Here is a 23,444-nt window from a genome sequence, read left to right as displayed (position 1 = left end):
GCCCGCGCCAGCGTGACTAGCAGCCGCGGGTAATGGGCATTTCCACCTCCGGCGCGCGCACCAGGTGCTTGGCCAGCTCCAGCTTGGCGATGGCGTTGCGGTGCACCTCGTCCGGCCCGTCGGCCAGCCGCAGCGTGCGCTGGTTGGCGTAGCTGCGCGCCAGCGGCGTGACCTGCGACACGCCTGCGCCGCCGTGCGCCTGAATGGCCCAGTCCAGCACTTGGCAGGCGACGTTGGGGGCGACGACCTTGATCATCGCGATCTCGGCACGCGCGGCCTTGTTGCCGACCGTGTCCATCATGTAGGCGGCCTTGAGCACCAGCAGCCGCGCCTGCTCGATCATGCAGCGTGCCTCCGCGATGCGCTCCTGCCAGACGGTCTGCGCGGCGATCGCCTTGCCGAAGGCGACGCGCTCGTTGAGCCGGCGGCACATCAGCTCCAGCGCGCGCTCGGCCGCGCCGATCGAGCGCATACAGTGGTGGATGCGCCCGGGGCCGAGCCGCCCCTGCGCGATCTCGAAGCCGCGTCCCTCGCCGAGCAGGATGTGGTCGGCCGGCACGCGCACGTCCTTCAGCTCGATCTCCATGTGGCCGTGCGGCGCGTCGTCGTAGCCGAACACCGAGAGTGCCCGCACAACGCGGATGCCGGGCGTGTCGGCCGGCACCACGATCATCGACTGCTGCGCATGGCGCGGCGCGTCGGGGTTGGTCTTGCCCATGACGATGTAGACCGCGCAGCGCGGATCGCCGGCGCCGGACGACCACCACTTGCGCCCGTTGATGACGTAGTGGTCGCCGTCGCGCTCGATGCGGCACTGGATGTTGGTGGCGTCCGACGAGGCCACCTCCGGCTCGGTCATCAGGAAGGCGGAGCGGATCTCGCCGCGCAGCAGCGGCTCGAGCCAGCGGTCCTTGAGCGCCTCGCTGGCGTAGCGCTCCAGCGTCTCCATGTTGCCGGTGTCGGGGGCGGAGCAGTTGAACACCTCCGCCGCCCACGGCACACGGCCCATGATCTCGCACAGCGGCGCGTATTCGAGGTTGCTCAAGCCCTCCGGCGCGCGCGGGGAGTTTGGCAGGAACAGGTTCCACAGGCCGGCGGCGCGTGCCTTGGGCTTGAGGTCCTCGATCAGGCGCGTGGGGACCCAGGCGTTGCCGGCGGCGCGGTTGGCCTCGACCTCCGCCTCGAACCGGTCCTCGTTGGGGTAGATGTGTTCGTCCATGAAGGCCATCAGGCGTTCGCGCAGGGCCTGGACGCGGGGGCTGTAGGCAAAGTCCATCGGGGTCTCCGGGGTCAGGTCAGGGGAGGGGAGGTCAGCGCGCCTGTTGCGCAAAGCGCCAGGCCAACTGGGCGAGGGGGCGGGCGCCGGCCGCGCTCTGGCGGGCCTGGGCGCTGGAGGCGATGCCCAGCTCCACCCGTTTGGCGATGCCTTGCAGGATGGCCGCCAGGCGGAAGGCGTTGTAGGCCAGGTAGAACGGCCAGTCGCGGCGCAGGGCCTCGGGGGTGGCAAAGCCGGTTTGCTCGCAGTAGCGCTCGATGTACTCGTCCTCGGACGGGATGCCCAGGGCCGCCCAGTCCAGCCCGGCGATGCCGCGGAAGGCGCCGGGTTCGATGTGCCAGGACATGCAGTGGTAGCTGAAGTCCGCCAGCGGATGGCCCAGCGTGGACAGCTCCCAGTCCAGCACCGCCACGATGCGCGGCGCCGTAGGGTGGAACATCAGGTTGTCCAGGCGGTAGTCGCCATGGACCACGCTGACCAGCCGTTCGTCGCGCGCCATGTCGGGCAGGTGGGCGGGCAGCCAGGCCATGAGCGCGTCCATCTCGGGGATGGGGTCGGTGATGGAGGCGGCATACTGCTTGCTCCAACGCGCGATCTGGCGCTCGAAATAGTTGCCGGGCTTGCCGTAGTCGGCCAGCCCCACGGCCTGCACGTCCACCCGGTGCAGGGCGGCGAGCACGCGGTTCATTTCCAGATAGTGCGCGCGGCGCTGCTCGGGGTCCATCCCGGGCAGCGACTGGTCCCACAGCACGCGGCCATCGACGTGCTCCATGACGTAGAAGGCGCGCCCGATGACGGACTCGTCCTCGCACAGCACATGCATGCGCGCCACGGGCACGTCGGTGGCGGCCAGGGCTTGCATGACGCGAAACTCGCGCTCGATGGCGTGTGCCGACGGCAGCAGCTTGGCCACCGGGCCGGGCTTGGCGCGCATGACGTACGCCCGCCCCGGGGTGACGAGGCGATAGGTCGGATTGGACTGCCCGCCGGGAAACTTTTCGATGGACAGCGGCCCGGCAAAGCCCGGCAGGTGCGCCGTCAGCCAGCGCTCCAGCGCGGCGACGTCCAGGGCGTGGCTGGCGGAGGTATCAGCGGGAGAGGGGGATTCGGGCATGGCAGGCAGGGGGGAAAGCCGACCCACCGGCCATGCGGCTGGGGGTCAGGGTTCGGATTCGACGATGCGCATGAGCTGGCCACGGTCGCGGATCACCAGGCCGCCCGGCTCGATGCGGATGGCGCCGTCGCGCTCCATGGCCTTGAGCTCCTGGTTGACGCGCTGGCGCGAGGCACCCAGCAACTGGGCCAGCTCTTCCTGCGCGAGTTGCAGGCCGATGCGCGTCTCCTGCCCGTTGGACAGGCACGGCACGCCGTAGGAGCGGCACAGATGCAGCAGCTGCTTGGCCAGCCGCGAGCGCAGGGGCAGGGTGTTCAGGTCCTCCACCAAGCCGAACAGCGTGCGGATGCGCCGCGCCTGCAGGCGCAGCAGCGCCTCGTACAGCTCCACATGCTGGTCCAGGATTTTTTGCAGATCGCTGCGCGCCACGCACAGCAAGGTCGTCGGACCGTGGGCGTAGGCATCGTGGGTGCGCGCGTCGCCGTCGAACATTGCGATGTCGCCAAACCACACGCCCGGCTCCACATAGGTCAGCGTGATCTGCTTGCCCGTGATGGAGGTGGAGCTGACGCGCACGGCCCCCTTGGCCACGGCGGTCCACAGCGCCGGCGGATCGCCGCGCGCGGCGATCAGATCGCCGTCCTGGTAGCGTTTGACGAAAGCGCATCGGAGGATGTCGTGCCGCAGCGATGGTGAAAGACTGGAAAACCAGCGACCTTGGTTGATCGCTTCCCGTTCTTCCATTGTCAGAATGGGCTCGTCGAAGGGCTGTCGTATGAGCGACTTGGACATCATGGGTTTGTCTCCTTGGTGACCCGCACCGGCCGGCGTGGCCCCAGGGCCCTGCCGGCGGCGCAGCCGGTCCACTCAGCGGTATTGGGCGGCGCGCTTGTCCAGGAAGGCACGAATGCCTTCGCCCGCGTTGGGGTGATGCAGATTGCGCACGAAATGGTCGCGCTCGTCGCGCAGTTGCGCCGGCAGCGATTGCGTGAGCGCATCGTTGGCCAGCGCCTTGATGCTGGCCAGCGCGTTGGGGGCCTTGGCGTTGAGCCGCTCGGCCAGCGCCAGCGCGTCCGACAGCGCCGCGCCCGGGGCGCTGACCGCGGTGACGAGGCCGAGCTGGTGCAGCCGCTCGGCGCCGGCGCGCTCGCCCAGCATCAGCAGCTGCAGCGCGGTGGCGCGCGGCAGCTGGCGCAGCAGGCTCCAGGTGGCGCCGCCGTCGGGCGAAAGCCCGACGTTGACGTAGGCCATCACGAACACCGCGTCGCGCGCCGCCACCAGCAGGTCGCACGCCAGCGCGAGCGAAAACCCCGCGCCGGCGCAGGCGCCCTCGACCGCGGTGATGACGGGCTTGGGAAAGCTGCGGATCGCCTCGATCCAGCCGTGCAGCGCCTCGATGCTGTCGGCCTGCACCTCGGGCGGCTGCTGCCGGTTGGCCAGCAGCCGCTGCAGGTTGCCGCCGGCGCAGAAGGTGCCGCCGTCGCCGGTGAGGACGACGCTGCGCACCTCGGCGTTGCGCTCGGCGGCGATCAGCGCCTCGATGCCGGCGACGTAGATCTCCGGCGCCAGCGCGTTGCGCTGCTCGGGGTTGTGGATCGTCAGCACCAGCGTGCCGCCGTGGCTGTGGCTCTTGAGCGTGGCGGTCATTGCGTCACTCCTCCGGGTGCAGCAGGCTGAGACCCAGCGCGCCGCGGCGGCGCAGCCACGGCGAGGGGCGGTAGCGCGGGTCGCCGTAGACGGTCTGCAGGTTGAACAGGATCTCCAGCACGCTGGCGGCACCGACGCGGTCGCCCATCGCCAGCGGCCCGGCCGGGTAGCCCAGGCCCAGCGTGACGGCGGTCTCCAGGTCGCCGGGGGTGCAGATGCCCTGCTGGCAGATGTCGGCGGCGATGTTGACGATGGTGGCCACCGTGCGCTGGGTGACGAAGCCGCCGCTGTCGCGGATGACGCTGACCGGCTTGCCGTCGCGCGCGAGCAGGGCGTGCGCCGCGACACGCATGTCGTGGCGGGTGGCGGGGTTGGTGGCCAGCACGCGGCGCTTGACCGCGCCATCCGGCAGCAGCATGTCGATGCCGACGGTGCGGCCGGGGTCGAGCCGCTCCACCGCCGCCACCGTCGTGACGTCGTGGCCGAGCGGCGCCACCACGATCAGCGCCTGCCCGGACGGCTGGGCGGCGGTCTCGATCGTCGCGCCCAGGTCCTTCAGCAGCTGCAGCAGCTCCGCCCGCCGCGCGGCGCGCCCCGGCACCCACACCGGCGGCAGCGCCTCCACCACCGGCGCGGGCGGCTCCGGCGGCACCTGCGCCTGCCCGTCGACGTAGCGGTAGAAGCCCTCGCCGACCTTGCGCCCGACCACGCCCCCGGCCAGCCGCTGCGCCGCGATCACGCTCGGGCGAAAGCGCGGCTCCTCGTAATACTGGTGGTAGATCGACTCCATCACCGGCTGGGAGACGTCCAGCGCCGTCAGGTCCAGCAACTCGAACGGCCCGAGGCGAAAACCCATCTGGTCCTTCAGGATGCGGTCGATGGTGGCGAAGTCGGCCACGCGCTCGCCCGCGATGCGCAGCGCCTCGGTGATGTAGCCGCGCCCGGCGTGGTTGACGATGAAGCCCGGCGTGTCCTGCGCCATCACCGGGGTGTGGCCCATCTCGCGCGCGAAGGCGGCCAGCCGTTCGCCCACCGCCGCGTCGGTCTTGAGGCCGCGGATCACCTCCACCACCTTCATCAGCGGCACCGGGTTGAAGAAGTGAAAGCCCGCCAGCCGCTGCGGGGCGCGCAGCCGGCTGCCGATGGCGGTGACCGACAGCGACGAGGTGTTGGTGGCCAGCACCGCGTCCGGGCCGACGATGTCCTCGAGCTGGCGGAACAGGTCTTGCTTGACATCCAACCGCTCGACGACGGCTTCGATGACGAGGTCGCAGCCCGCCAGCGCTTCCACGCCAGCGTCCGGCACCAACCGCTGCAGGCACGCGGCGGCGTCATCCGCGGTCATGCGGCCCTTGGCCACCAGTTTGTCCCAGGTGTCGCGCAGGGCGGTGCGGGCGGCCTCGACGGCAGCCGGTTGCGCGTCCACCAGGTGTACGGTGCTGCCGGCCTGCGCGGCGATCTGGGCGATGCCCCGACCCATGGCGCCGGTACCGACGAGGCCAATGTTGCGAAAAGTCAAACGGTTGGAGGCTTGGGGCATGCTCAATACAGTATCGTTTGGAACGGATGTGACAGAATCGGCCAACCAGAATGCTTCTCGAAGCGCGTATCGGCCAGTCCGCAGGAATCCCCGCATGCACCCCAAATCCGCGTTGACCAGCTTGCTGCTCGTGGCGGCCGTGCAGGGTCATGCCCAGTCCCTGGGGGCGGTGCAGGGCGCAGTCATTATCGGTCGGCCGCTCGATATTGTGGTGCAAAGCCCGGGGGCCACGGGGGACGACACCGGCGCCCAATGTGTGCAGGCGGACGTCCGCTATGGCGAGATGCGTCTGAGCCCGTCGGATGTCAGCGTCACCGTCGAGCGCGATGCGGCGCGGGGGGCGGGCGTGTTGCGCGTGCGCTCACGCCTGCCCGTCAACGAGCCGTTCGTCACCGTCGAGCTGCGCGTCGGCTGCCCCATGCGGTTCGCCCGTGCGTACACGCTGTTGGCGGATGTGGAGCCGGTGCGGCCCGTGCCCGCGCCTGCCGTGACGGCGGCCGCCCCGGCGCCGGTGGATCGGCCCAGCGCGGCGGCCGTCGCACCGGCCAACCCCGTTGCCCCTGTCGCGCGGAACCCGGCACCGGAGCCCCCCATCCGGTCGCTCACCACCGCCCCGCGCCCGGCGGGTGTCGCGCGCCTGGCCTCCAAGGTCAAACCGGTGGCTGCGGCGGCCCCTGCGGCACGCGAGGCGAGTGGAGAGGCCCGCTCCGCCCCCCCGGTTCCCCCGCCCCCCGCCGGCCCCCGGCTGGAGCTGGAGCCGGTGGACATCGCGCAGGCCCCTGGCACCAAGGCGGGCGGCGATCCGGCCGGGGCGCCGGCGGCCGTCCCCGCCGACGCCCCGGCGCCCACGGCGGAACCGAACCCGGCGGTGCAGCAAGAGCTGGCCACGTTGCGCGCGGAGCAACAGCGCCTGCTGCTGGCCGTCGAGAGCCTGAACCGCGAGCTGACGGCCGCCCGCAGCGCCCGCGGTGACGGCATTCTGTACGCTCTGGCCGGGGTGATCGTGGGGCTGCTGGGCGCCTTGCTGTGGCTGCTGCGGCGACGGCCCGCACCGGTGGCCCCGGTGCCCACCGCCCCGTGGTGGGCAGCGCCTGCGGAGCGCGGCGGTGGCGCGGATGCTCCCCCGGCGCCGGTACCGTCACCCGCCGCCGAGGTGATGGCAGCGATCCACTCGGCCACGGCGGCCGAACCCACGGCGGCCACGACCGGATCGAGCGCGCCGGTGATGGGCGATCACATGGCCGGGCTGGAAGTCAGCGAGGCCGGGGCGTCGGTGTTCCAGGAAGTGCCGATTGCGCGGCTCGACATCGCTGCGCTGCACGAGCTGTGGGAGCGGGTCGATTTCTTCGAATCGCTCGGCCAGGCGGCGGATGCGGTGGCCGCCTTGCGGGCCTTCGTGTTGGCGCACCCCCGCGCCAGCGAAGCGCCGTATCTGCGCTGGTGGGCCCTGGCCCGCAAGCACGGTCTGGACACACGCTCGCCGCAAGCCACCTACGAGCAGCACTATCAGCGCCTGTTGGCCGTGGCCGATACCGCCGATGGTGTGGAGGCCGACCCGGGGCTACTGCACGCCTTGACGCGCGGCTGGCCGGGGGATGCCGCGCGGGCGACCCTCGAGGCGGCGCTCGCCTCCCAGCCGGGGGATCCGGCCGCGCCGCTGCAGGTGCGCACCCTAGCGGCGTTCGATGACCTGATTGTGCTGCACGGGGTGCTGGATCTGCTGCCGGTGTTGGCGCAGGCCCCGCTGGCTCCGTCGGCCGCACCGGCGGGCTCGTCGGCGGCGACAGCCGTAGCCGCGGCCTCCGTGCTCGACTTCGAGCTGCCGGACATCACCGATCTGCCGCCCACGCCCACGGCGACACCCACACCGGCACCGCCTGCCGCCGGTGCCGCGCCATCCGACGGGGCGCTGGACTTCGATTGGAGCGGTTGGCAGCCGCCCGCCAGCAACGCGCCCCCGCCCCGTTGACGTGCTGAAGCTCGCGGGGCCCGGGCGGCCCCGGGGCGCACCGTCAGCGGCGCATGTGCAGCGCCCCAGGGTTGACGATGTTGGTGGGCGTGCCTTTGATGTAGTTGACCACGTTGTCGAACGCGGCCGAAAAATATTTTTCGTAGCTGTCGAGTTCGACAAAGCCGATGTGCGGCGTGCAGATGCAGTTTTCCAGGCGCAGCAGGGCGTGGCCTTGCAGGATGGGTTCGGTCTCGAACACATCGACGGCGGCCATGCCCGGGCGGCCGCGGTTGAGTGCCGCGACCAGCGCGTCGGGCTCGATCAACTCGGCGCGCGAGGTGTTGACCAGCAGCGCGGTGGGTTTCATGCGCGACAGGTCTTCCAGCGTGACGCAGCCCGTCGTCGCATCCGCCAGACGCAGATGCAGGCTCAGCACGTCGCTGTGGGCGAACAGGTCGGCTTGGCTGTCGAAGGTGTCGTAGCCGTCGGCTGCGGCGCGCGTGCGACTGGCTTCGCTGCCCCAGATGGCGACGCGCATGCCAAAGGCCCGCCCGTAGCCGGCGACGATCTGCCCGATCCGGCCATAGCCCCAGATGCCCAGTGTGCGCCCGCGCACCACTTGGCCTAGCCCAAAGTTGGGTGGCATGGACGCTGCCTTCAGCCCCGACTGCTGCCAGGCCCCGTGCTTGAGGTGGCTCACATACTGCGGAATGCGCCGCATGGCGGCCATGATCAGCGCCCAGGTCAGCTCGGCGGGGGCCACCGGATCGCCCACCCCTTCGGCCACGGCCACGCCGTGCTCGGTACAGGCCTGCACGTCGATGTGGCGGCCGACCGAGCCCGTCTGCGCGATCAGTTTGAGCCGCGGCAGCTTGTCGAGCAGTTGGCGTGTGATCTGAGTGCGCTCGCGAATCAGCACGACGATGTCCGCGTCGCGCAAGCGCACGGAGAGCTGGCCCACCCCCTTGACGTTGTTGGTGTACACCTTGGCCGGGTAGGGGTCGAGCTTGTGCGCGCAGGCGAGCTTGCGCACGGCGTCCTGGTAATCGTCGAGGATCACGATGTTCATATCGGGCTATTGTGCCGCCCTTGTGTGCCGCCCTTGCCGGCACCCGGGCCTGCGCGCCGCTTTCCGTGGGGCTGTCACCCGCGCGGCCGCGGTCAGGGAGCGAGTCGCGTACCATCGCGGCCATGTCCACCGTCCCAACCGAAGCGGGCAGCGCTCACGCGCCCGCCCCCGTGCCCTGGCAGCGTGATGCGACCGTGATCGGTTTGGTCGGGCTGGCGCATGCCACCTCCCATTTTTCGCACCTGTTGCTGGCGCCGCTGTTTCCGCTGTTCATGCGGGAGTTCGGGCTGAGCTTCTCCCAGGTGGGGCTGTTGACCAGCGTGTTCTTCGTCATCTCGGGCGTGGGGCAGGCGCTGTCGGGTTTTCTGGTCGACCGCGTCGGCGCCCGGCCCGTGCTGTTCGGCTCCATCCTGCTGTTCATGGGGTCGGCCCTGGCGGCGGCCCTGTCCCACGGGTACACCGGGCTGTTGCTCGCCGCCGTGCTCGCCGGGCTGGGCAATGCGCCGTTTCACCCGGTGGATTTTTCCATCCTCAACCAGCGTGTGTCGCCCCCGCGCCTGGGGCACGCCTTCAGCGCGCACGGGCTGACCGGCAACCTGGGCTGGGCGCTGGCGCCGGTGTTTTTGGTGGGGATCACCGCGCTGGGCAACTGGCGCTGGGCTTATTGGGCGGCCATTGCCGTGTATGCGGGTGTGCTGGCGGTGCTGTGGTGGCAGCGCGAACACCTCCACACCGAGGTGGTGCCGCGCCGGCAGGGCGCCAGCCGGGCGGACGATCTGGCCTTTTTGCGGCTGCCCGTGGTGTGGTGGTGTTTTGTCTTCTTCCTGCTGTCCACCATGACGCTGGCGGTGGTCCAGACCTATTCGGTGTCGATCCTGAAAGCGGTGCACGCCGTGCCGTTCGAGACGGCGACGCTGACCGTGACCGCCTACATGCTGGCGGGGGCCGCGGGGATGTTCGTCGGCGGCTTCGTCGCGGCGCGGGCGCGCGCGGTCGATCGGGTGGTCGCCTGGGCCATGGCCGCAGGCGCGGCGCTGATGCTGCTGGCCGCGACCGGCTGGCTGGGGGGCGGCGGCTCGATGGCTCTGCTGGCGATCACGGGGCTGGCGGTCGGCATCGGGGGGCCGAGCCGCGACATGTTGATCAAGCGCGCCACCCCGAAAGGCGCGACCGGGCGTGTCTATGGCACGGTCTATTCCGGCCTGGACACCGGTTTTGCGATTGCGCCGCTGGTGTTTGGCGTGCTCATGGACCACGGCTGGTACGCCGCGACGCTGGCGGGCGGCGCGGTGACGTTGGCGCTGGCCGTCGGGGCGGCGCTGGCCGTGGGTGGCCGCACACGCGCAGCTTGAGCCGGGGTCAGCCGCGTTTGCGCAGCCGGCACAGGAAAAAAGCGTCCGTCCATTCGGTGGGCAGCACGCGGCGGGCCAGCGTCAGATCCGGGTGCAGAGGCTGCTGGCGCCAGGCCGTCAAGCCGGGCAGCGCGGGCAGGTCCACGGGCCAAGGCAGGGGCTCCGGCCAGAGGTCATCCCGCTCGCGCAGCAGCGCATCCAGCACGCACTCGTCCTCCTCCGGCGACAGGGAGCAGGTGCCGTAGATGAGCACGCCCCCCGGTTTGAGCGCATCGGCCGCGGAGCGCAGCAGCCGGCTTTGCAGCGCGGCGCTGGCCCGTACTTTTTTGGGGCTCCAGTGCGCCCAGGACGTGGGGTCCAGCCGCGTGAACTGCGCTTCGGACGAGCAGGGGGCGTCCAGCAGCACGCGGTCGAACCGACCGGGGACCAGACGCCCGACCTGGGCACCGTCTTTCAGGTAGAGCTGGGCGTTGCGCACCCCCAGACGCTGCAAATTGGCCTTGAGGCGAAAGAAACGCGCCCGCACCGGCTCTACCGCGGCCAGGCGCCCCTGGTTGGCCATGCTGGCGGCGATGAGCGCCGTTTTGCCGCCAGGGGCGGCGGCCAGATCCAGCACCTCCTCGCCCGGCTGGGGCTGCAGCGCCCAGACCGCGGCCATGCTGGCCACGCCCTGGATGTAGAGGCTGCCATCGGTGGCCATTGGATGGTGGGTCAGCGCGTCCCGATCGTCCGCGGGCAATCGGAACACGCCCTCGACGCCCGCCACCGGCTCGGGGCGCAGCGGCGCCAGGGCGGTCAGTACCGCCGCCGCATCCGGTGCACGCAGCGGGTTGATGCGAAACACCACCGCCTTCGGCGCGGTGTAGCTCGCGTCCACGCGCGGCCGCAGGTCGGACGGTATCAGCGCGTCCAGCACGTCCGAGAAGGCGGGCGGCAAGGGGGGCAGGGCCGGCCGGGCGGGCGAGGGCGAGCAAGACGGTGACGCGGTCACGGCGGTCAGGCTTGTGTGGCGTCCGCGTCGGCCTGGGCGGCCTCGCGTTCCAGCGCTTCGATGGTTTCCGCCACGGCCAGCCAGCGCTCCTCGACTTCGGCAAGTTCGGCCTCCACGGCCTTGAGGCGCCGGCCGGCTTCGGCGATGTCAATGCGGTCGGTACCGTGGGCCAGCCGCTCGTGCAGAGCGCTTTGCTCGGCCTGCAGGGTATGCATCCGCGCTTCCAGCGCGTCGCACTCGCGCCGGTGGGGCCTGAGGCGTTCGGCCAGTTGCTGGCGCCGCTGCGCTTGCTGGCGGCGCCGCTCCTGCGGGGTGACGGAGGGGGAGCGTGGCGCGGCCGTTTCGCGCGCATCGGTGCGGTGGGACAGGGCCTCGCGGCGCTGACGGGCCACGTCCAGCAGGTGGCGCTGGTAGTCGTCCAGATCCCCCTGGAACGGCGCGAGCTGTCCGTCGCTCACCAGCCAAAACTCGTCGCAGACCGCGCGCAGCAGGGCGCGGTCGTGGCTGACCAGCATCACCGTGCCCTCGAACGCGTTGAGGGCCATGCCGAGCGCCTCGCGGGTGGTCAGATCCAGGTGGTTGGTCGGCTCGTCCAGCAGCAGCAGGTTGGGCCGCTGCCACACCAGCAGGGCCAGCACCAGCCGTGCTTTTTCGCCCCCGCTCATCGTGCCCACGGGCTGGGTCACCGCGTCGCCACTGAACTGGAAGCTGCCCAGAAAGGTGCGCAAATCCTGCTCGCGGGTGGACTGGCCGATCAGGGTGCCGGCCGCTTCGGCCTCGCGGGCGATGCGCACCAGGTGCTGCAGCGGATTGTCGTCGGCGCGCAGGATGTCCAGCTCCTGCTGCGCAAAGTAGCCGATGCGCAGGCCCTTGCCGGGCACGATGCGGCCGGCCAGCGGCGGCAACACGCCGGCGATGGTCTTGACCACCGTGGACTTGCCCTGGCCGTTGGCCCCCAGTATGCCGATGCGCTGCCCCGGCAAGACGCTGCGCCGGATGCCGTGCACGACGGCGCGCGGGGCCTGCCCGTCGGCGCCGGGGTAGCCGGCGGACACGTCGTGCAGCGTGAGCATGGGGTTGGGCAGCGCGTCGGGGTTGGCGAACTCGAACTGAAAATCCGCGCTCGTCAGCACGGGGGCGAGGCGCTCCATCCGCGCCAGCGCCTTGAGGCGGCTTTGCGCCTGCCGGGCCTTGGTGGCCTTGGCCCGGAAGCGGTCGATGAAGCGCTGCAAGTGGGCGATGCGCTCCTGCTGGCGGGCGTAGGCCGCCTGCTGCTGCTCGATCTGCTCGGCGCGCATCTCTTCGAAGCGGCTGTAGTTGCCGCCGTAGCGCGTGAGCCGGCCCTGATCCAGATGCAGGGTGACGCGGGTGACCGCGTCCAAAAACTCCCGGTCGTGGCTGATGACGACCAGCGTCCCTTCGTAGCGCTGCAGCCAGCTCTCCAGCCAGACTAGGGCGTCCAGGTCCAGGTGGTTGGTGGGTTCGTCGAGCAGCAGCAGGTCGCTCGGGCACATCAGCGCGCGGGCCAGTTGCAACCGCATGCGCCATCCGCCGGAAAACCCGTTGACCGGCCGCTCCCAATCCGCAGGGGCAAAGCCCAGGCCCAGCATCAGGGCCTGGGCGCGTGCCCGGGCGTCGTGGGCGCCGGCATCGGCCAGGGCGGTGTGTGCCAGCGCGATGGCCTCGCCATCGCCGCTGGCGTCGGCCGCGGCCAGCTGCGCGCGCGCCTCGAGCAAGCGGGTGTCGCCCGCCACCACGAAGTCGGTGGCCGGCTCGGCGGTCTCGGGCATGTCCTGCGCCACATGGCTGATGCGCCAGTGGCGGGGCAGGGTGGCTTCGCCGCCGTCCTCGTGCAAATCCCCCAGCCACAGCGCGAACAGGCTGGACTTGCCGGCACCGTTGCGGCCCACCAGGCCGACCTTCTCGCCGGGGTGGAGGGTGACGCTGGCGCCGTCCAGCACGACCTTGGCGCCCCGTCGCAGGGTGACGTCGCGCAAGGTGATCATGGCGTGGGGCGGTGCGGGTCGGGGGGCAGATCGGCCTGAGCCGCGGCCAGTGCGTCGCGGGTGATCAGCAGCACGGCGTCGTCGCCGCCGCTGGTGTGCAGCCAGACCACGGGCAGGGTGGGAAAGGCGCGCTCGAAATGCGCCCGCTCGTGCCCGATTTCCAGCACCAGCACGGCGTCCGGGTTCATATGGTCCAGCGCATGCGCGAGCAGGTGCCGCACGAAGTCCATGCCGTCATCGCCGCCGTCGGGTCCGCCATCCAGGGCCAGTGCCGGCTCGGCGCGGTATTCCGCCGGCAGGGCGTCCATGCGCGCCCGGCAGACGTAGGGGGGATTGCACAGGATCAGGTCGTAGCGGTCGTGCAGCGCAGTCCAGCCGTCCGACTGCAGCAGGCGGATGCGATCCTGCAGACCATGGCGCGCGACGTTGCGGGCCGCGACCGCCAGCGCATCGGCGCTGAGGTCGCTGGCATCGACCGTGACCTCGGGCCAGGCGAGTGCCGCCAGCACAGCCAGCGACCCGTTGCCCGTGCACAGGTCCAGCACCCGGCGCGTGTGCGCGCCCAGCCAGGGGTCGATGGGGTCGGCCTGCGGAGCGGCCGCGATCAGCTCCGCGATGAAGCTGCGCGGCACGATCACGCGCTCGTCCACGTGGAACGGCACGCCTTGCAGCCAAGCCTCGCCGGTCAGGTAGGCGGCCGGCTTGCGGGTGCGGATGCGGGCGTCGATTAGCGCGCGCACCGCCTCGGCGTCGCCCGGGGGCACGGGGTCGGCGGCGTGGGCGTGCAGGTCGAGGTCGAGCGGCCGGCCCAGCCGCCACAGCACCAGCCAGGCGGCTTCGTCCCGGGCGTTGGTGGTGCCGTGCCCAAAGACGACGCCGGCGGCGTCGAGCCGCCGCTCGGCCTCGTCGATGAGGGCGGCGAGGGTGATCGTCCCCGTCATGCCACGCCTGCCAACCGCTCCAGCGTGCGGCGGTAGATGTCCGTGAGCAGCTCCAGATCGGCCAGCTCGATGCACTCGTCGATCTGGTGAATGGTGGCGTTGGGCGGGCCCAGTTCCACCACCTGCGGACAGATCTGCGCGATGAAGCGTCCGTCGCTGGTGCCGCCCGTGGTGGAGAGTTCGGTGTCGAGCCCGGTGACGTCGCGGATGGCGGCGCTCACCGCATCGACCAACGGGCCGCGCGGGGTCAGGAAGGGCAGGCCGCCGACGGTCCAGCTCAACTCGTAGTCGGTGCCGGGGTGCAGGCCGTGCCGCGCCAGAATCTCGTGCACGCGCGCTTGCAGCCCCTGCGGGGTGGATTCGGTGCTGAAGCGGAAGTTGAAGTCCACCACCACGGTGCCGGGGATGACGTTGCTCGCCCCGGTGCCGCCGTGGATGTTGCTGACCTGCCAGCTGGTGGGCGGGAAGTGGGCATTGCCCTCGTCCCAGCGGGTGGCGACCAGCTCGGCCAAGGCGGGGGCCAGCAGGTGGATGGGGTTGCGCGCCAGGTGCGGATAGGCGATGTGGCCCTGGATGCCCTTGATGGTCAGCCGCCCGCTCATGGTGCCACGCCGGCCGTTTTTGATCATGTCGCCGGTGCGCTGCACGCTGGTCGGCTCGCCGACGATGCACCAGTCCAGCCGCTGGCCGCGCTGGCGCAGCGCCTCGCACACCACCACGGTGCCGTCGCGCGCGGGGCCTTCCTCGTCGCTGGTGAGCAAAAAGCCGATCGACAAGGCCGGCGTCGGGTGCGCGCGCAAAAACGCCTCGCACGCGACGACCATGGCGGCCAGCGAGGCCTTCATGTCGCTGGCACCGCGGCCGTAGAGCTTGCCATCGCGGATGGTGGGGGCAAACGGGTCGCTGTGCCAGCGCTCCAGTGGCCCGGTCGGCACCACGTCGGTGTGGCCGGCAAACACCAGCACCGGGGCGTCGGGGCTGGCTGCGGGGCGCAGCGCCCACAGATTGGTCACGCGAAAATCATCCGGGCCGCTGGCGATCGTCTCGCAGGCAAAGCCCAGCGCCGTCAGCCGCTCGGCCAGCAGCGCCTGGCAGCCGGCGTCGTCGGGCGTGACGGAGGGACGGCGGATCAAAGCCTCGGTGAGGCGCAGGGTCTCGGTCATCGGGACAAGGCGGGGCGCCCGTGGCGCTCAGGATTTGGGGGGGAGAAAACCGTCGAACGACGGGCCGCCACCCTTGCCGGGCTCGCCCGTCGTGGCGGGGGCGGCCGCCTGCGCGGTCGCCGCGGCGCGCGCGCGGTCGTCGTTTTGCAGCCGCCACAGCAGGTTGGTCGGCGAGTCGGCGTAGGCCAGCCCCTCCTCGCGCGTGATGCGCCCGGACAGGATCAGCCGCGCCAGATCGGCCTCGAAGGTTTGCGACTCCTCGGCCATGGACTTCTCCAGCGCCTCGCGCACGCCAAAGAAGTCGGCCTTCTCGATCAGCTCGCTGATGAGGCGCGTGTTGACCATGACCTCCACCGCCGGCGTGCGGCCGCCGTCCACCGTGCGCAGCAGCCGCTGCGAGACGATGGCCTTGAGCGACGAGGCCAGGTCGTTGAGCATGGTCGGCCGCACCTCCACCGGGTAGAAGTTGAGGATGCGGTTGAGCGCCTGGTAGCTGTTGTTGGCGTGCAGCGTGGCCAGCACCAGGTGGCCGGACTGCGCGTAGGCGATGGCCTGTGACATCGTCTCGCGGTCGCGGATCTCGCCGATGAGGATCACGTCCGGCGCCTGGCGCAGCGCGTTCTTCAGCGCGACGTTGAGCGAGGCGGTGTCGGTGCCGACCTCGCGCTGGTTGACCACGCTCTTTTTGTTTTTGAACAGGTACTCGATCGGGTCCTCGATGGTGAGGATGTGGCCCGTGGTGTTTTCGTTGCGGTGGTCCAGCAGGGCGGCTAGCGTCGTGCTCTTGCCCGAGCCGGTCGAGCCCACCACCAGCATCAGGCCGCGCTTGGCCATGATCATCTGCGTCAGCACCGGCGGGATGCCCAGCTCGCTGACCTTGGGGATCTGCCCGCTGATGAAGCGCACCACCACCGCGCAGGTGCCGCGCTGGCGCATCGCGCTGATGCGAAAGCGCCCCACCTCCGGCATGGGGATGGCGATGTTGAGCTCGCCCGTGCGGTCGTACTCCTGCAACTGCTCGGGCTTGACGACCTCGGCCAGCAGCCGGTAGGGGCCGTCGGCCGGCAAGGTCTGGGCGTTGACCGGCATGGACACGCCGTTGATCTTGATGAGCACGGGCGACGCGGCCGACAGATAGATGTCGGACGCCTTCTTCTCGGCCATCAGCCGCAGCAGTTGCTCCATCGGGCCCATCACCAGTGTCTTTCCCGGGGTGATGCGCAGGGCGGGCTTCAGTCGCGCAGCAGCTCGTTGAGGCTGGTCTTGGCGCGCGTCTGCGCGTCCACGCGCTTGACGATGATGGCGGCGTACAGGCTGTACTTGCCGCCGTCCTTGGGCAGGCTGCCGCTGATGACCACCGAGCCGGCCGGCACGCGGCCGTAGAGGATCTCGCCCGTCGTGCGGTCGTAGATCGGCGTGCTCTGGCCGATGTAGACACCCATCGAGATGACGGAGTTTTCCTCGACGATGACACCCTCGACGATTTCGGAGCGCGCACCGATGAAGCAGTTGTCCTCGATGATGGTCGGGTTGGCCTGCAGCGGCTCCAGCACGCCGCCCAGGCCCACGCCGCCCGACAGGTGCACGTTCTTGCCGACCTGGGCACACGAGCCGACCGTGGCCCAGGTGTCGACCATCGTGCCTTCATCGACGTAGGCGCCGATGTTGACGTAGCTCGGCATCAGGATCGCGCCCTTGGCGATGAAGCTGCCGCGGCGCGCCACCGCCGGCGGCACCACGCGCACGCCGGTGGCGGCCATCTCCTGCGGGCTGAGGCGGGAAAACTTGGTCTTGACCTTGTCGTAGAAGGCCAAGTCGCCCGCCTGCATGATTTCGTTGTCGTTCAGGCGAAAGCTCAGCAGCACCGCCTTCTTGATCCACTGATGGACCGTCCACTGTCCCACGCCCTGGCGGGTGGCGACGCGCAGCCGGCCGTTGTTGAGCTCGCTGATCACATGCTCGACGGCATCGACGACTTCCTGCGGGGCGTTGCCGGGCGAGAGCTGGGCGCGGTTGTCCCAGGCGTTTTCGATGATCTGCTGCAGTTGTTGGGTCATGGTCGTAGGCGTGGATCGTGGGGCGGGGCGGCAAGGGCGGCCTTCAGCCCCGGATGAAGCGGACGATGCGCTCGGCAGCTTCGAGGCATTCGTCCACCTCGGCCACCAGCGCCATGCGAATGCGGCCGGCGCCGGGGTTGACTCCCTGCGCCTCGCGGGCCAGATAACTGCCCGGCAGCACCGTCACATTGTATTGGGCGAGCAAGTCGCGGGCAAAGTCGGTGTCGCTGCCGCCCTCGCGCCCGCCGAAGCGCGGCGGCACCCGCGCCCACAGGTAAAAGCCGGCGTCGGGCAATCGCACATCCATCACTTCGGCCAGCCGCGGCGTCACTTGGGCAAACTTGGCGCGGTACTGCTCGCGGTTGGCGGTGACATGGGCCTCGTCCGCCCAAGCGGCGGCGCTGGCTTGCTGCACGGCCACGCTCATGGCGCTGCCGTGATAAGTGCGGTAGAGGGTAAAGGCGCGGATCAGCGCCGCGTCCCCCGCGACGAAGCCACTGCGCAGCCCCGGGGCGTTGCTGCGCTTGGACAGGCTGGTCAGCATGATCAGGCGGCGGAAGTCGCTGCGGCCCAGCGCGGCGGCGGCCTGCAGCGCGCCCAGCGGCGGCTCGTCGCGGAAGTAGATCTCGCTGTAGCACTCGTCGCTGGCGATGACGAAGCCGTGGCGGTCGCTCAGCTCGAACAGGCGCTGCCACTCGGCCAGCGACATCACCGCCCCGGTCGGGTTGCCCGGTGAGCACGCATACACCAGCCGGGTGCGCGCCCACACTGCGTCGGGCACGCTGTCCCAGTCCACGGCAAAGTTGCGTGCCGGGTCGCTGGGCGCGTACCAGGGGGTGGCGCCGGCCAGCAGCGCCGCGCCTTCGTAGATCTGATAGAACGGATTGGGGCAAACGACCACGGGCTCCGGGCCGCGGGCAAAGGCACGCGGGTCGATGACCACCTGCGCCAGCGCGAACAGCGCCTCGCGCGAGCCCAGCGTCGGCAGCACCTGCGTGGCCGCGTCGACCGCGATGCCGTAGCGGCGCCGCAGCCAGTCGGCGCAGGCCGTGCGCAGCGCGGGCGTGCCGGCCGTGGCGGGGTAGGCGGACAGCCCGCCCGCGGGGTCATCGATGGCGGCGTGCAGCGCGTCCTTCAGCACTGCCGGCGTGGGGTGCCGCGGCTCGCCGATGCCCAGGTTGATGGGGCGCAGGGCCGGGTTGGGTGTGACGCCGGCCAACAGCGTGCGCAGGCGTTCGAAGGGGTAGGGCTGCAGCCGCTGCAGCAGCGGGTTGACGTCGGGGACCATGGGCCGCAATGGTAGCCGTTGTGGGCACGTACACTAGCGCCCCGTGCGCCTGCAGACCATCAAGTTGTCCGGCTTCAAGTCGTTTGCCGAGCCGACCACCTTCCAGCTCCCGGGGCAGCTGGTCGGGGTGGTGGGCCCGAACGGCTGCGGCAAATCCAACATCATGGACGCCGTGCGCTGGGTGCTGGGCGAGTCCAAGGCCAGCGAGCTGCGCGGCGAGTCCATGCAGGACGTCATCTTCAACGGCACCACCACGCGCAAGCCCGCCCAGCGTGCCAGCGTCGAGCTGGTGTTCGACAACAGCGCGCGCCGCGCCGGCGGCCCCTGGAACCAGTATGCCGAGATTTCCGTCAAGCGCGTGCTGACGCGCGACGGCACCAGCAGCTACTACATCAACCAGCAGCCCGTGCGCCGGCGCGACGTGCAGGACGTCTTCCTGGGCACGGGCCTTGGGCCGCGCGCCTACGCCATCATTGGGCAGGGCACCATCAGCCGCATCATCGAAAGCCGCCCGGAAGAGCTGCGCCTGTTTTTGGAAGAGGCCGCAGGCGTGTCCAAATACAAGGAGCGCCGGCGCGAAACCGCCAACCGGCTGGCCGACACGCGCGAGAACCTCACCCGGGTCGAGGACATCCTGCGCGAACTCAACGCCAATCTGGAGCGGCTGGAGCAGCAGGCCGCCGTCGCCCGGCGCTACCACGAACTGCAGTCCGCCGCCACGCGCCGCCAGCACCAGCTCTGGTGGCTCAAGCGCCGCGAGGCCGACGCCCAGCTCACCCAGGTGCGCGCGGAGGGGCTGCAGGCCCTCAATGCGCTGGAAGCGCGCATGGCCGAGCTGCGCCGCACCGAGGCGGACTTGGAGGCCATCCGCCAGGCCCACTACGAGGCGGGCGAAGCCGTCAATCGTGCCCAGGGCCGTCTGTACGAGGCGGGGGCCGAGGTGGCCCGGCTGGAGGCGGAAATCCGCTTCGTCGTCGAGGGGCGCCAGCGCGCCGAGCAGCGCCAGACGGCCCTGACCCAACAGATCGCCGACTGGCGCGCGCGCGCCGAGGCCGCCGCCGACGCGCTGATGGCGCTGGACGAGCAAGAGGCCGGCGCCGCCGAGCAGGCCGAGGTGTTGGCCGCGCGGCTGGAGGAACAGACGCAGCGCCTGCCCGCGCTGGAGGACGCGCAACGCCAAGCACAAGCGCGTCTGGCGCAGCAGCGCCAGCGCGTGCACGAGGTGCAGCAGGCCATCGGCGTGCTGGCGGCCGAGCAGCGCGCCCTGGACGAGCAGGCCCGGCAATGGCGGCAGCGCCTGGACCGGCTGCACGGCGAGCGTACCGCTGTCGCCCCGCCCGATGCCGAGCGCCTGCTCCATTGGCGTGCCGAGCTGGAAGCGGCCGAGGCCGCCCTGGCCATCGCCGAGGAACGCCTGGCGACAGGCGAAGCCGCCTTGCCGCACACCGAGGCCGAGCGCCGCGACGCCCAGCAGGCCGAGCAGGCCGAGGCGCGCCGCGCGGCCGAGCTGCAGGCCCGCCTGCAGGCTTTGCGCGCCCTGCAGGACAAGCTGCAGACCGACGAGCGACTGCAACCCTGGCTGCAGCGCCACGGCCTGGACGGGCTGGCCGGCCTGTGGACCCGGCTGGACACCGAGCCCGGATGGGAGACCGCCCTGGAGGCCGCGCTGCGCGAACGCCTGCGTGCCCTGCAGGTGGAGCAGCTCGACGCCGTGCGCGCCCTGGAGCGCGAAGCCCCACCGGCCAAGATGGCTTTCTTCACCCCCGCGGTGAGCGGGGCATCGGCCGCGCAGGCCGAGGCGCTGCCCGGTTGCACACCCCTGATCGAGCGCCTGCGGCTGCACGACGCAACCCTGCACCCCGTGCTGGCGGCATGGTTACACGGCGACTGGACCGCGCCCGATCTGGACACCGCCCTGCGCCTGCGCGCCAGCCTGCAGCCGGGCCAGCGCATCTACACCCCGCAGGGCCACAGCGTCGGGGCACACGATGTGGCCTTCTACGCCGCCGACGACCCGCAGTCCGGCCTGTTGGCGCGGGCCCACGAGATCGATAACCTTGAGCGCGCCCTGCGCGCCCAGACCCTGATCCACGAGGAGGCGCGCGCCCGCGTGCAGCGCGCCGAGGCCCAACTGGCCGAGACCACGCAGCAGGTCCAGCAAGCCCGCCGCGACCTGGCCGATGCGCAGCAGCGCCGCCACGCCATCCAGGTCGAGCTGCTCAAAGGCGAGCAGGCGGCCGAGCAGGCGCGTCTGCGGCAGGAGCGGCTGGCCCAGGACATGGCCGAGGTGGAGGCCGACCTCGAGGCGCTGGAGGCGCGGCGCCTGGAGGCCGAGGTGCGCTTCGAGGCGCTGGACCTGCAACTGGCCGACACCCAGGAGCAGCTGGCCCACCTGGAAGACGCCGCCCTGGAGGCCGAGCGCCACGTGGCCGCGGCGCGCGAGCAGGTGCGCGCGGCCGAACGCCAGGCGCAGGAAGCCGCGTTTGCCCAGCGCTCCATGGCCGCGCGCCGCGCCGAACTGCAGCGCCAGGCCCACACGGCGCAGGAGCAGCAGGCCCGTCTGGCGGCCGAATACGACCACCTGCAGACCGAGTTGCAGCGCTTGACCGATGACGCCGCGCGCAACGGCCTGCAGGACGCGCTGGCCGAGCGCCAGCGGCGCGAGGAGGCCCTGGCCGCCGAACGCAGCCGCTACGACGAGCTGACCGCGCGGCTGCGCGCGGCCGACGAGCACCGGCTGCGCGGCGAGCGCGAACTCGATCCGCTGCGCGCGCGCATTACCGAGTTCCAACTCAAGGAGCAGGCGGCGCAGCTGGCCCTGGACCAATACAGCCAATGGCTGGCGGAGGAGGGGGTCGATCTGGAGGCGGTCGGCCAGTCGGTCGAGGCCGACGGCGTGCGCCTGCAAGGCCTGCAGGGCGAGATCGACCGCCTGCAGCGCGAGATCGCGGCCCTGGGGGCGGTCAACCTCGCGGCGCTGGAGGAACTCAGCGCCGCGCGCGAGCGGCAGCAGTTTCTGGCCAGCCAGTCGCAGGATCTGCAGCAGGCCATCCAGACGCTGGAGGACGCCATCCGCAAGATCGACGCCGAGACGCGCGAGCTGCTCGCCCACACCTTCGAGACCGTCAACGGCCACTTCGGCCGCATGTTCCCCGAGCTGTTCGGCGGCGGGCAGGCGCGCCTGATCATGACCGGCGAAGAGATTCTGGACGCCGGGGTGCAGGTCATGGCCCAACCCCCGGGCAAGAAAAACCAGACCATCCACCTGCTGTCCGGCGGCGAAAAGGCGCTCACCGCCATCGCTCTGGTGTTTGCGATCTTCCAGCTCAACCCGGCGCCGTTCTGCCTGCTCGACGAGGTGGATGCGCCACTGGACGACGCCAACACGGAACGCTACGCGCGCCTGGTGACCCAAATGAGCCGCGAGACCCAGTTCCTGTTCATCAGCCACAACCGCATCGCCATGGAAATGGCCCAGCAACTCGTGGGCGTGACCATGCAGGAGCAGGGCGTCTCGCGCATCGTCGCCGTCGACATCGCCGGCGCCGTGTCCATGATGGAGAACCCGACACCATGACGCTGAGTCCCTTGCAAATCGGCCTGATCGCCGTTGGCGTGGTCGTGCTCCTGGGCGTCTGGGCCTACCACCGGTGGCAGACGCGGCGGCTGGCGCCGCGCCGCGCCCCGGCTGCCGCGGCCGATGCGGACGGGGCGCCGCCCAGTGCCGAGCGGCTCGAACCCACCCTGGGCGCCGATGCCACTACCGTCAGCCCCGACCGCGCGGCCGCCCCGCCCGCCACGGGGCTGGGGGGGCTGTCGCCGCGGCTGGACGTGATCGTGCCGCTGCAATTGGAAAAACCCGTTTCGGGTGACGCCGTGCTGCAGTCCCTGCCGGGCACGCGGCGCATCGGCAGCAAGCCCTTTTTCATCGAAGGCCTGCCGGAGGATGCTGCCGCCGACGACGCCTGGGAGCCGCCGCGCCCAGGTCAGCGCTACCGCGCCCTGCGCGCCGGGCTGCAGCTGACCAACCGGGCCGGTCCGCTCAACGAAATCGAATATTCCGAATTCGTCCAAAAGCTCGAAGCCTGGGCCGAACATCTGTTGGGCGTGGCGGATTTTCCGGACATGATGGCCGTCGTGCACCAAGCGCGCGAGCTGGACCAGTTTGCCGCCGCCCACGACGCCCAGCTCACCTTCACCCTGCGGGCACAGCGCGCTGCCTGGAGCCCCGGTTACGTGGCCCAGCATGCCGGGCGCCTGGGCTTCGTCCCCGGGGCGCTGCCGGGCCGCATGGTGTTGCCGGCGACCCAGCCCGGAGGGGCGCCGCTGCTGGTGCTGCGGTTCGAGACCCAGGCCGCGCTGGCCGACGACCCCGAGCTTGCCGTGCTGCGCGAGGTCCGCTTGACCCTCGAAGCCACCCATGTGCCGCGCGAGGAGCGCCCTTACCAGCGCTTGCGCGAACTGTCCACGGCGCTGGCCGCCTCGATGGACGGCTGGGTGACGGATGAGGCGGGGCAATTGCTGGACGCCGAGGCGCTGGACCGCATCGGCGGTGAGTTGGAGCTGCTCTACGAGGCCCTGGAGGAGCGGGCGTTTCCGGCCGGGTCGCCCGACGCCCGCCGCCTGTTCAGCTGAAAGTCGGGTGCGGGCCCGTCACACGTAGCGGCCGGCCTGCAGCGCCTGCACGGTCTGCGGTGCCAGGTGCTCGATGGCGGCCATCTCGCGCTCGACGCCCTCCAGGTCGCCCTCGCGCGCGGCCCGCTCCAGGCGCGCGGCCGACTCGGACAGCGCCGTGGCGCCCATGTTGCCGCTGCTGCCCTTGAGCGCATGCGCGCGGCGGTACAGCCCCGTCCAGTCCTGCGCGGCCCGCGCCGCGCGCAGGCCCGCCAGCTCGCCCTGGAGCTGATCGACGAACAGCCGGGCGATGTCGCGAAACTCCTCCCCCAGCAGGGACAGCAGCTCGTCGAGGTTGGCGGAGTTGATCAGCGGGGAGGTCATGGAAAAAACCGGCGTCACCCGACAGGGAGCCCGCGGTCGATGCTATTGTAC

18 protein-coding genes are annotated in these 23,444 nt (G+C 71.1%); 4 read left to right on the top strand and 14 right to left on the bottom strand.

What is annotated here, in order from left to right:
* Positions 1 to 16: 16 nt before the first annotated feature.
* From A9O67_RS10160 to A9O67_RS10140, 5 genes are all read right to left on the bottom strand, one after another.
* On the bottom strand, positions 17 to 1,276 hold the full coding sequence (locus A9O67_RS10160; RefSeq protein ID WP_068609760.1) for an acyl-CoA dehydrogenase family protein: 1,260 nt from the start codon (positions 1,274 to 1,276) through the stop codon (positions 17 to 19).
* A 34-nt stretch (positions 1,277 to 1,310) separates the two neighbouring features.
* On the bottom strand, positions 1,311 to 2,390 hold the full coding sequence (locus A9O67_RS10155) for a phosphotransferase family protein (RefSeq protein ID WP_068609758.1): 1,080 nt from the start codon (positions 2,388 to 2,390) through the stop codon (positions 1,311 to 1,313).
* A 45-nt stretch (positions 2,391 to 2,435) separates the two neighbouring features.
* Positions 2,436 to 3,182, bottom strand: a complete 747-nt coding sequence (locus tag A9O67_RS10150) for a Crp/Fnr family transcriptional regulator (RefSeq protein ID WP_068609996.1) — start codon at positions 3,180 to 3,182, stop codon at positions 2,436 to 2,438.
* Between the two features lie 75 nt (positions 3,183 to 3,257).
* Positions 3,258 to 4,037 (bottom strand): oxepin-CoA hydrolase, alternative type, encoded by a 780-nt coding sequence (locus tag A9O67_RS10145; protein WP_068609755.1) that lies wholly within the window; start codon positions 4,035 to 4,037, stop codon positions 3,258 to 3,260.
* Positions 4,038 to 4,041: 4 nt separating this feature from the next.
* The gene (locus A9O67_RS10140) at positions 4,042 to 5,577 is read right to left on the bottom strand and encodes a 3-hydroxyacyl-CoA dehydrogenase (RefSeq protein WP_068609753.1); all 1,536 of its coding nucleotides are present in this window, start codon (positions 5,575 to 5,577) and stop codon (positions 4,042 to 4,044) included.
* A gap of 94 nt (positions 5,578 to 5,671) precedes the next feature.
* Between A9O67_RS10140 and A9O67_RS10135 the strand changes: the two genes are divergently transcribed.
* Positions 5,672 to 7,546, top strand: a complete 1,875-nt coding sequence (locus A9O67_RS10135) for a hypothetical protein (protein WP_068609751.1) — start codon at positions 5,672 to 5,674, stop codon at positions 7,544 to 7,546.
* Positions 7,547 to 7,589: 43 nt separating this feature from the next.
* On the opposite strand, the gene A9O67_RS10130 is transcribed toward A9O67_RS10135, so the two are convergent.
* Complete coding sequence (locus A9O67_RS10130) at positions 7,590 to 8,597, bottom strand: D-2-hydroxyacid dehydrogenase family protein (protein WP_068609750.1); 1,008 nt, start codon at positions 8,595 to 8,597, stop codon at positions 7,590 to 7,592.
* Between the two features lie 122 nt (positions 8,598 to 8,719).
* Between A9O67_RS10130 and A9O67_RS10125 the strand changes: the two genes are divergently transcribed.
* On the top strand, positions 8,720 to 9,949 hold the full coding sequence (locus A9O67_RS10125; protein ID WP_068609747.1) for an MFS transporter: 1,230 nt from the start codon (positions 8,720 to 8,722) through the stop codon (positions 9,947 to 9,949).
* 7 nt (positions 9,950 to 9,956) lie between these two features.
* Here A9O67_RS10125 and A9O67_RS10120 read toward each other — a convergent pair whose 3' ends face one another.
* From A9O67_RS10120 to dapC, 7 genes are read right to left on the bottom strand one after another with little or no spacing between them, the layout of a single operon-like run.
* Positions 9,957 to 10,940: an RsmB/NOP family class I SAM-dependent RNA methyltransferase gene (locus A9O67_RS10120; RefSeq protein WP_197484470.1), complete on the bottom strand. Its 984-nt coding sequence runs from the start codon at positions 10,938 to 10,940 to the stop codon at positions 9,957 to 9,959.
* A gap of 5 nt (positions 10,941 to 10,945) precedes the next feature.
* The gene (locus A9O67_RS10115) at positions 10,946 to 12,946 is read right to left on the bottom strand and encodes an ABC-F family ATP-binding cassette domain-containing protein (RefSeq protein WP_068609746.1); all 2,001 of its coding nucleotides are present in this window, start codon (positions 12,944 to 12,946) and stop codon (positions 10,946 to 10,948) included.
* A complete protein-coding gene (gene prmB / locus A9O67_RS10110; protein WP_068609744.1) occupies positions 12,943 to 13,887 on the bottom strand; it encodes a 50S ribosomal protein L3 N(5)-glutamine methyltransferase in 945 nt (314 codons plus the stop codon). The genes A9O67_RS10115 and prmB overlap by 4 nt, the downstream gene beginning before the upstream one ends.
* Positions 13,884 to 15,050 carry a succinyl-diaminopimelate desuccinylase gene (gene dapE, locus A9O67_RS10105; protein ID WP_068609742.1) on the bottom strand — a complete coding sequence of 389 codons (1,167 nt, stop codon included), beginning with the start codon at positions 15,048 to 15,050 and terminating at the stop codon, positions 13,884 to 13,886. The genes prmB and dapE overlap by 4 nt, the downstream gene beginning before the upstream one ends.
* Positions 15,051 to 15,077: 27 nt before the next feature.
* Positions 15,078 to 16,244, bottom strand: coding sequence for a PilT/PilU family type 4a pilus ATPase (locus A9O67_RS10100; protein WP_068609740.1), 1,167 nt, complete (start codon positions 16,242 to 16,244; stop codon positions 15,078 to 15,080).
* Between the two features lie 38 nt (positions 16,245 to 16,282).
* A complete protein-coding gene (gene dapD, locus A9O67_RS10095; RefSeq protein ID WP_068609738.1) occupies positions 16,283 to 17,107 on the bottom strand; it encodes a 2,3,4,5-tetrahydropyridine-2,6-dicarboxylate N-succinyltransferase in 825 nt (274 codons plus the stop codon).
* A gap of 43 nt (positions 17,108 to 17,150) precedes the next feature.
* Positions 17,151 to 18,395: a succinyldiaminopimelate transaminase gene (gene dapC / locus A9O67_RS10090; RefSeq protein ID WP_068609736.1), complete on the bottom strand. Its 1,245-nt coding sequence runs from the start codon at positions 18,393 to 18,395 to the stop codon at positions 17,151 to 17,153.
* Between the two features lie 43 nt (positions 18,396 to 18,438).
* Between dapC and smc the strand changes: the two genes are divergently transcribed.
* Entirely contained in the window at positions 18,439 to 21,972 is a 3,534-nt protein-coding gene (gene smc, locus A9O67_RS10085) for a chromosome segregation protein SMC (RefSeq protein ID WP_068609734.1), read from the top strand.
* Positions 21,969 to 23,030 carry a cell division protein FtsZ gene (locus tag A9O67_RS10080; protein WP_331711360.1) on the top strand — a complete coding sequence of 354 codons (1,062 nt, stop codon included), beginning with the start codon at positions 21,969 to 21,971 and terminating at the stop codon, positions 23,028 to 23,030. The genes smc and A9O67_RS10080 overlap by 4 nt, the downstream gene beginning before the upstream one ends.
* Before the next feature lie 18 nt (positions 23,031 to 23,048).
* Here the strand turns inward: A9O67_RS10080 and A9O67_RS10075 are convergent, their stop codons facing one another.
* On the bottom strand, positions 23,049 to 23,393 hold the full coding sequence (locus A9O67_RS10075) for an Hpt domain-containing protein (RefSeq protein ID WP_156682290.1): 345 nt from the start codon (positions 23,391 to 23,393) through the stop codon (positions 23,049 to 23,051).
* Between the last annotated feature and the right edge of the window lie 51 nt (positions 23,394 to 23,444).

This window comes from Tepidimonas fonticaldi (assembly GCF_001675355.1).
Lineage (GTDB): Bacteria > Pseudomonadota > Gammaproteobacteria > Burkholderiales > Burkholderiaceae_C > Tepidimonas > Tepidimonas fonticaldi.
This window is presented reverse-complemented; position numbering and strand designations above follow the sequence as displayed.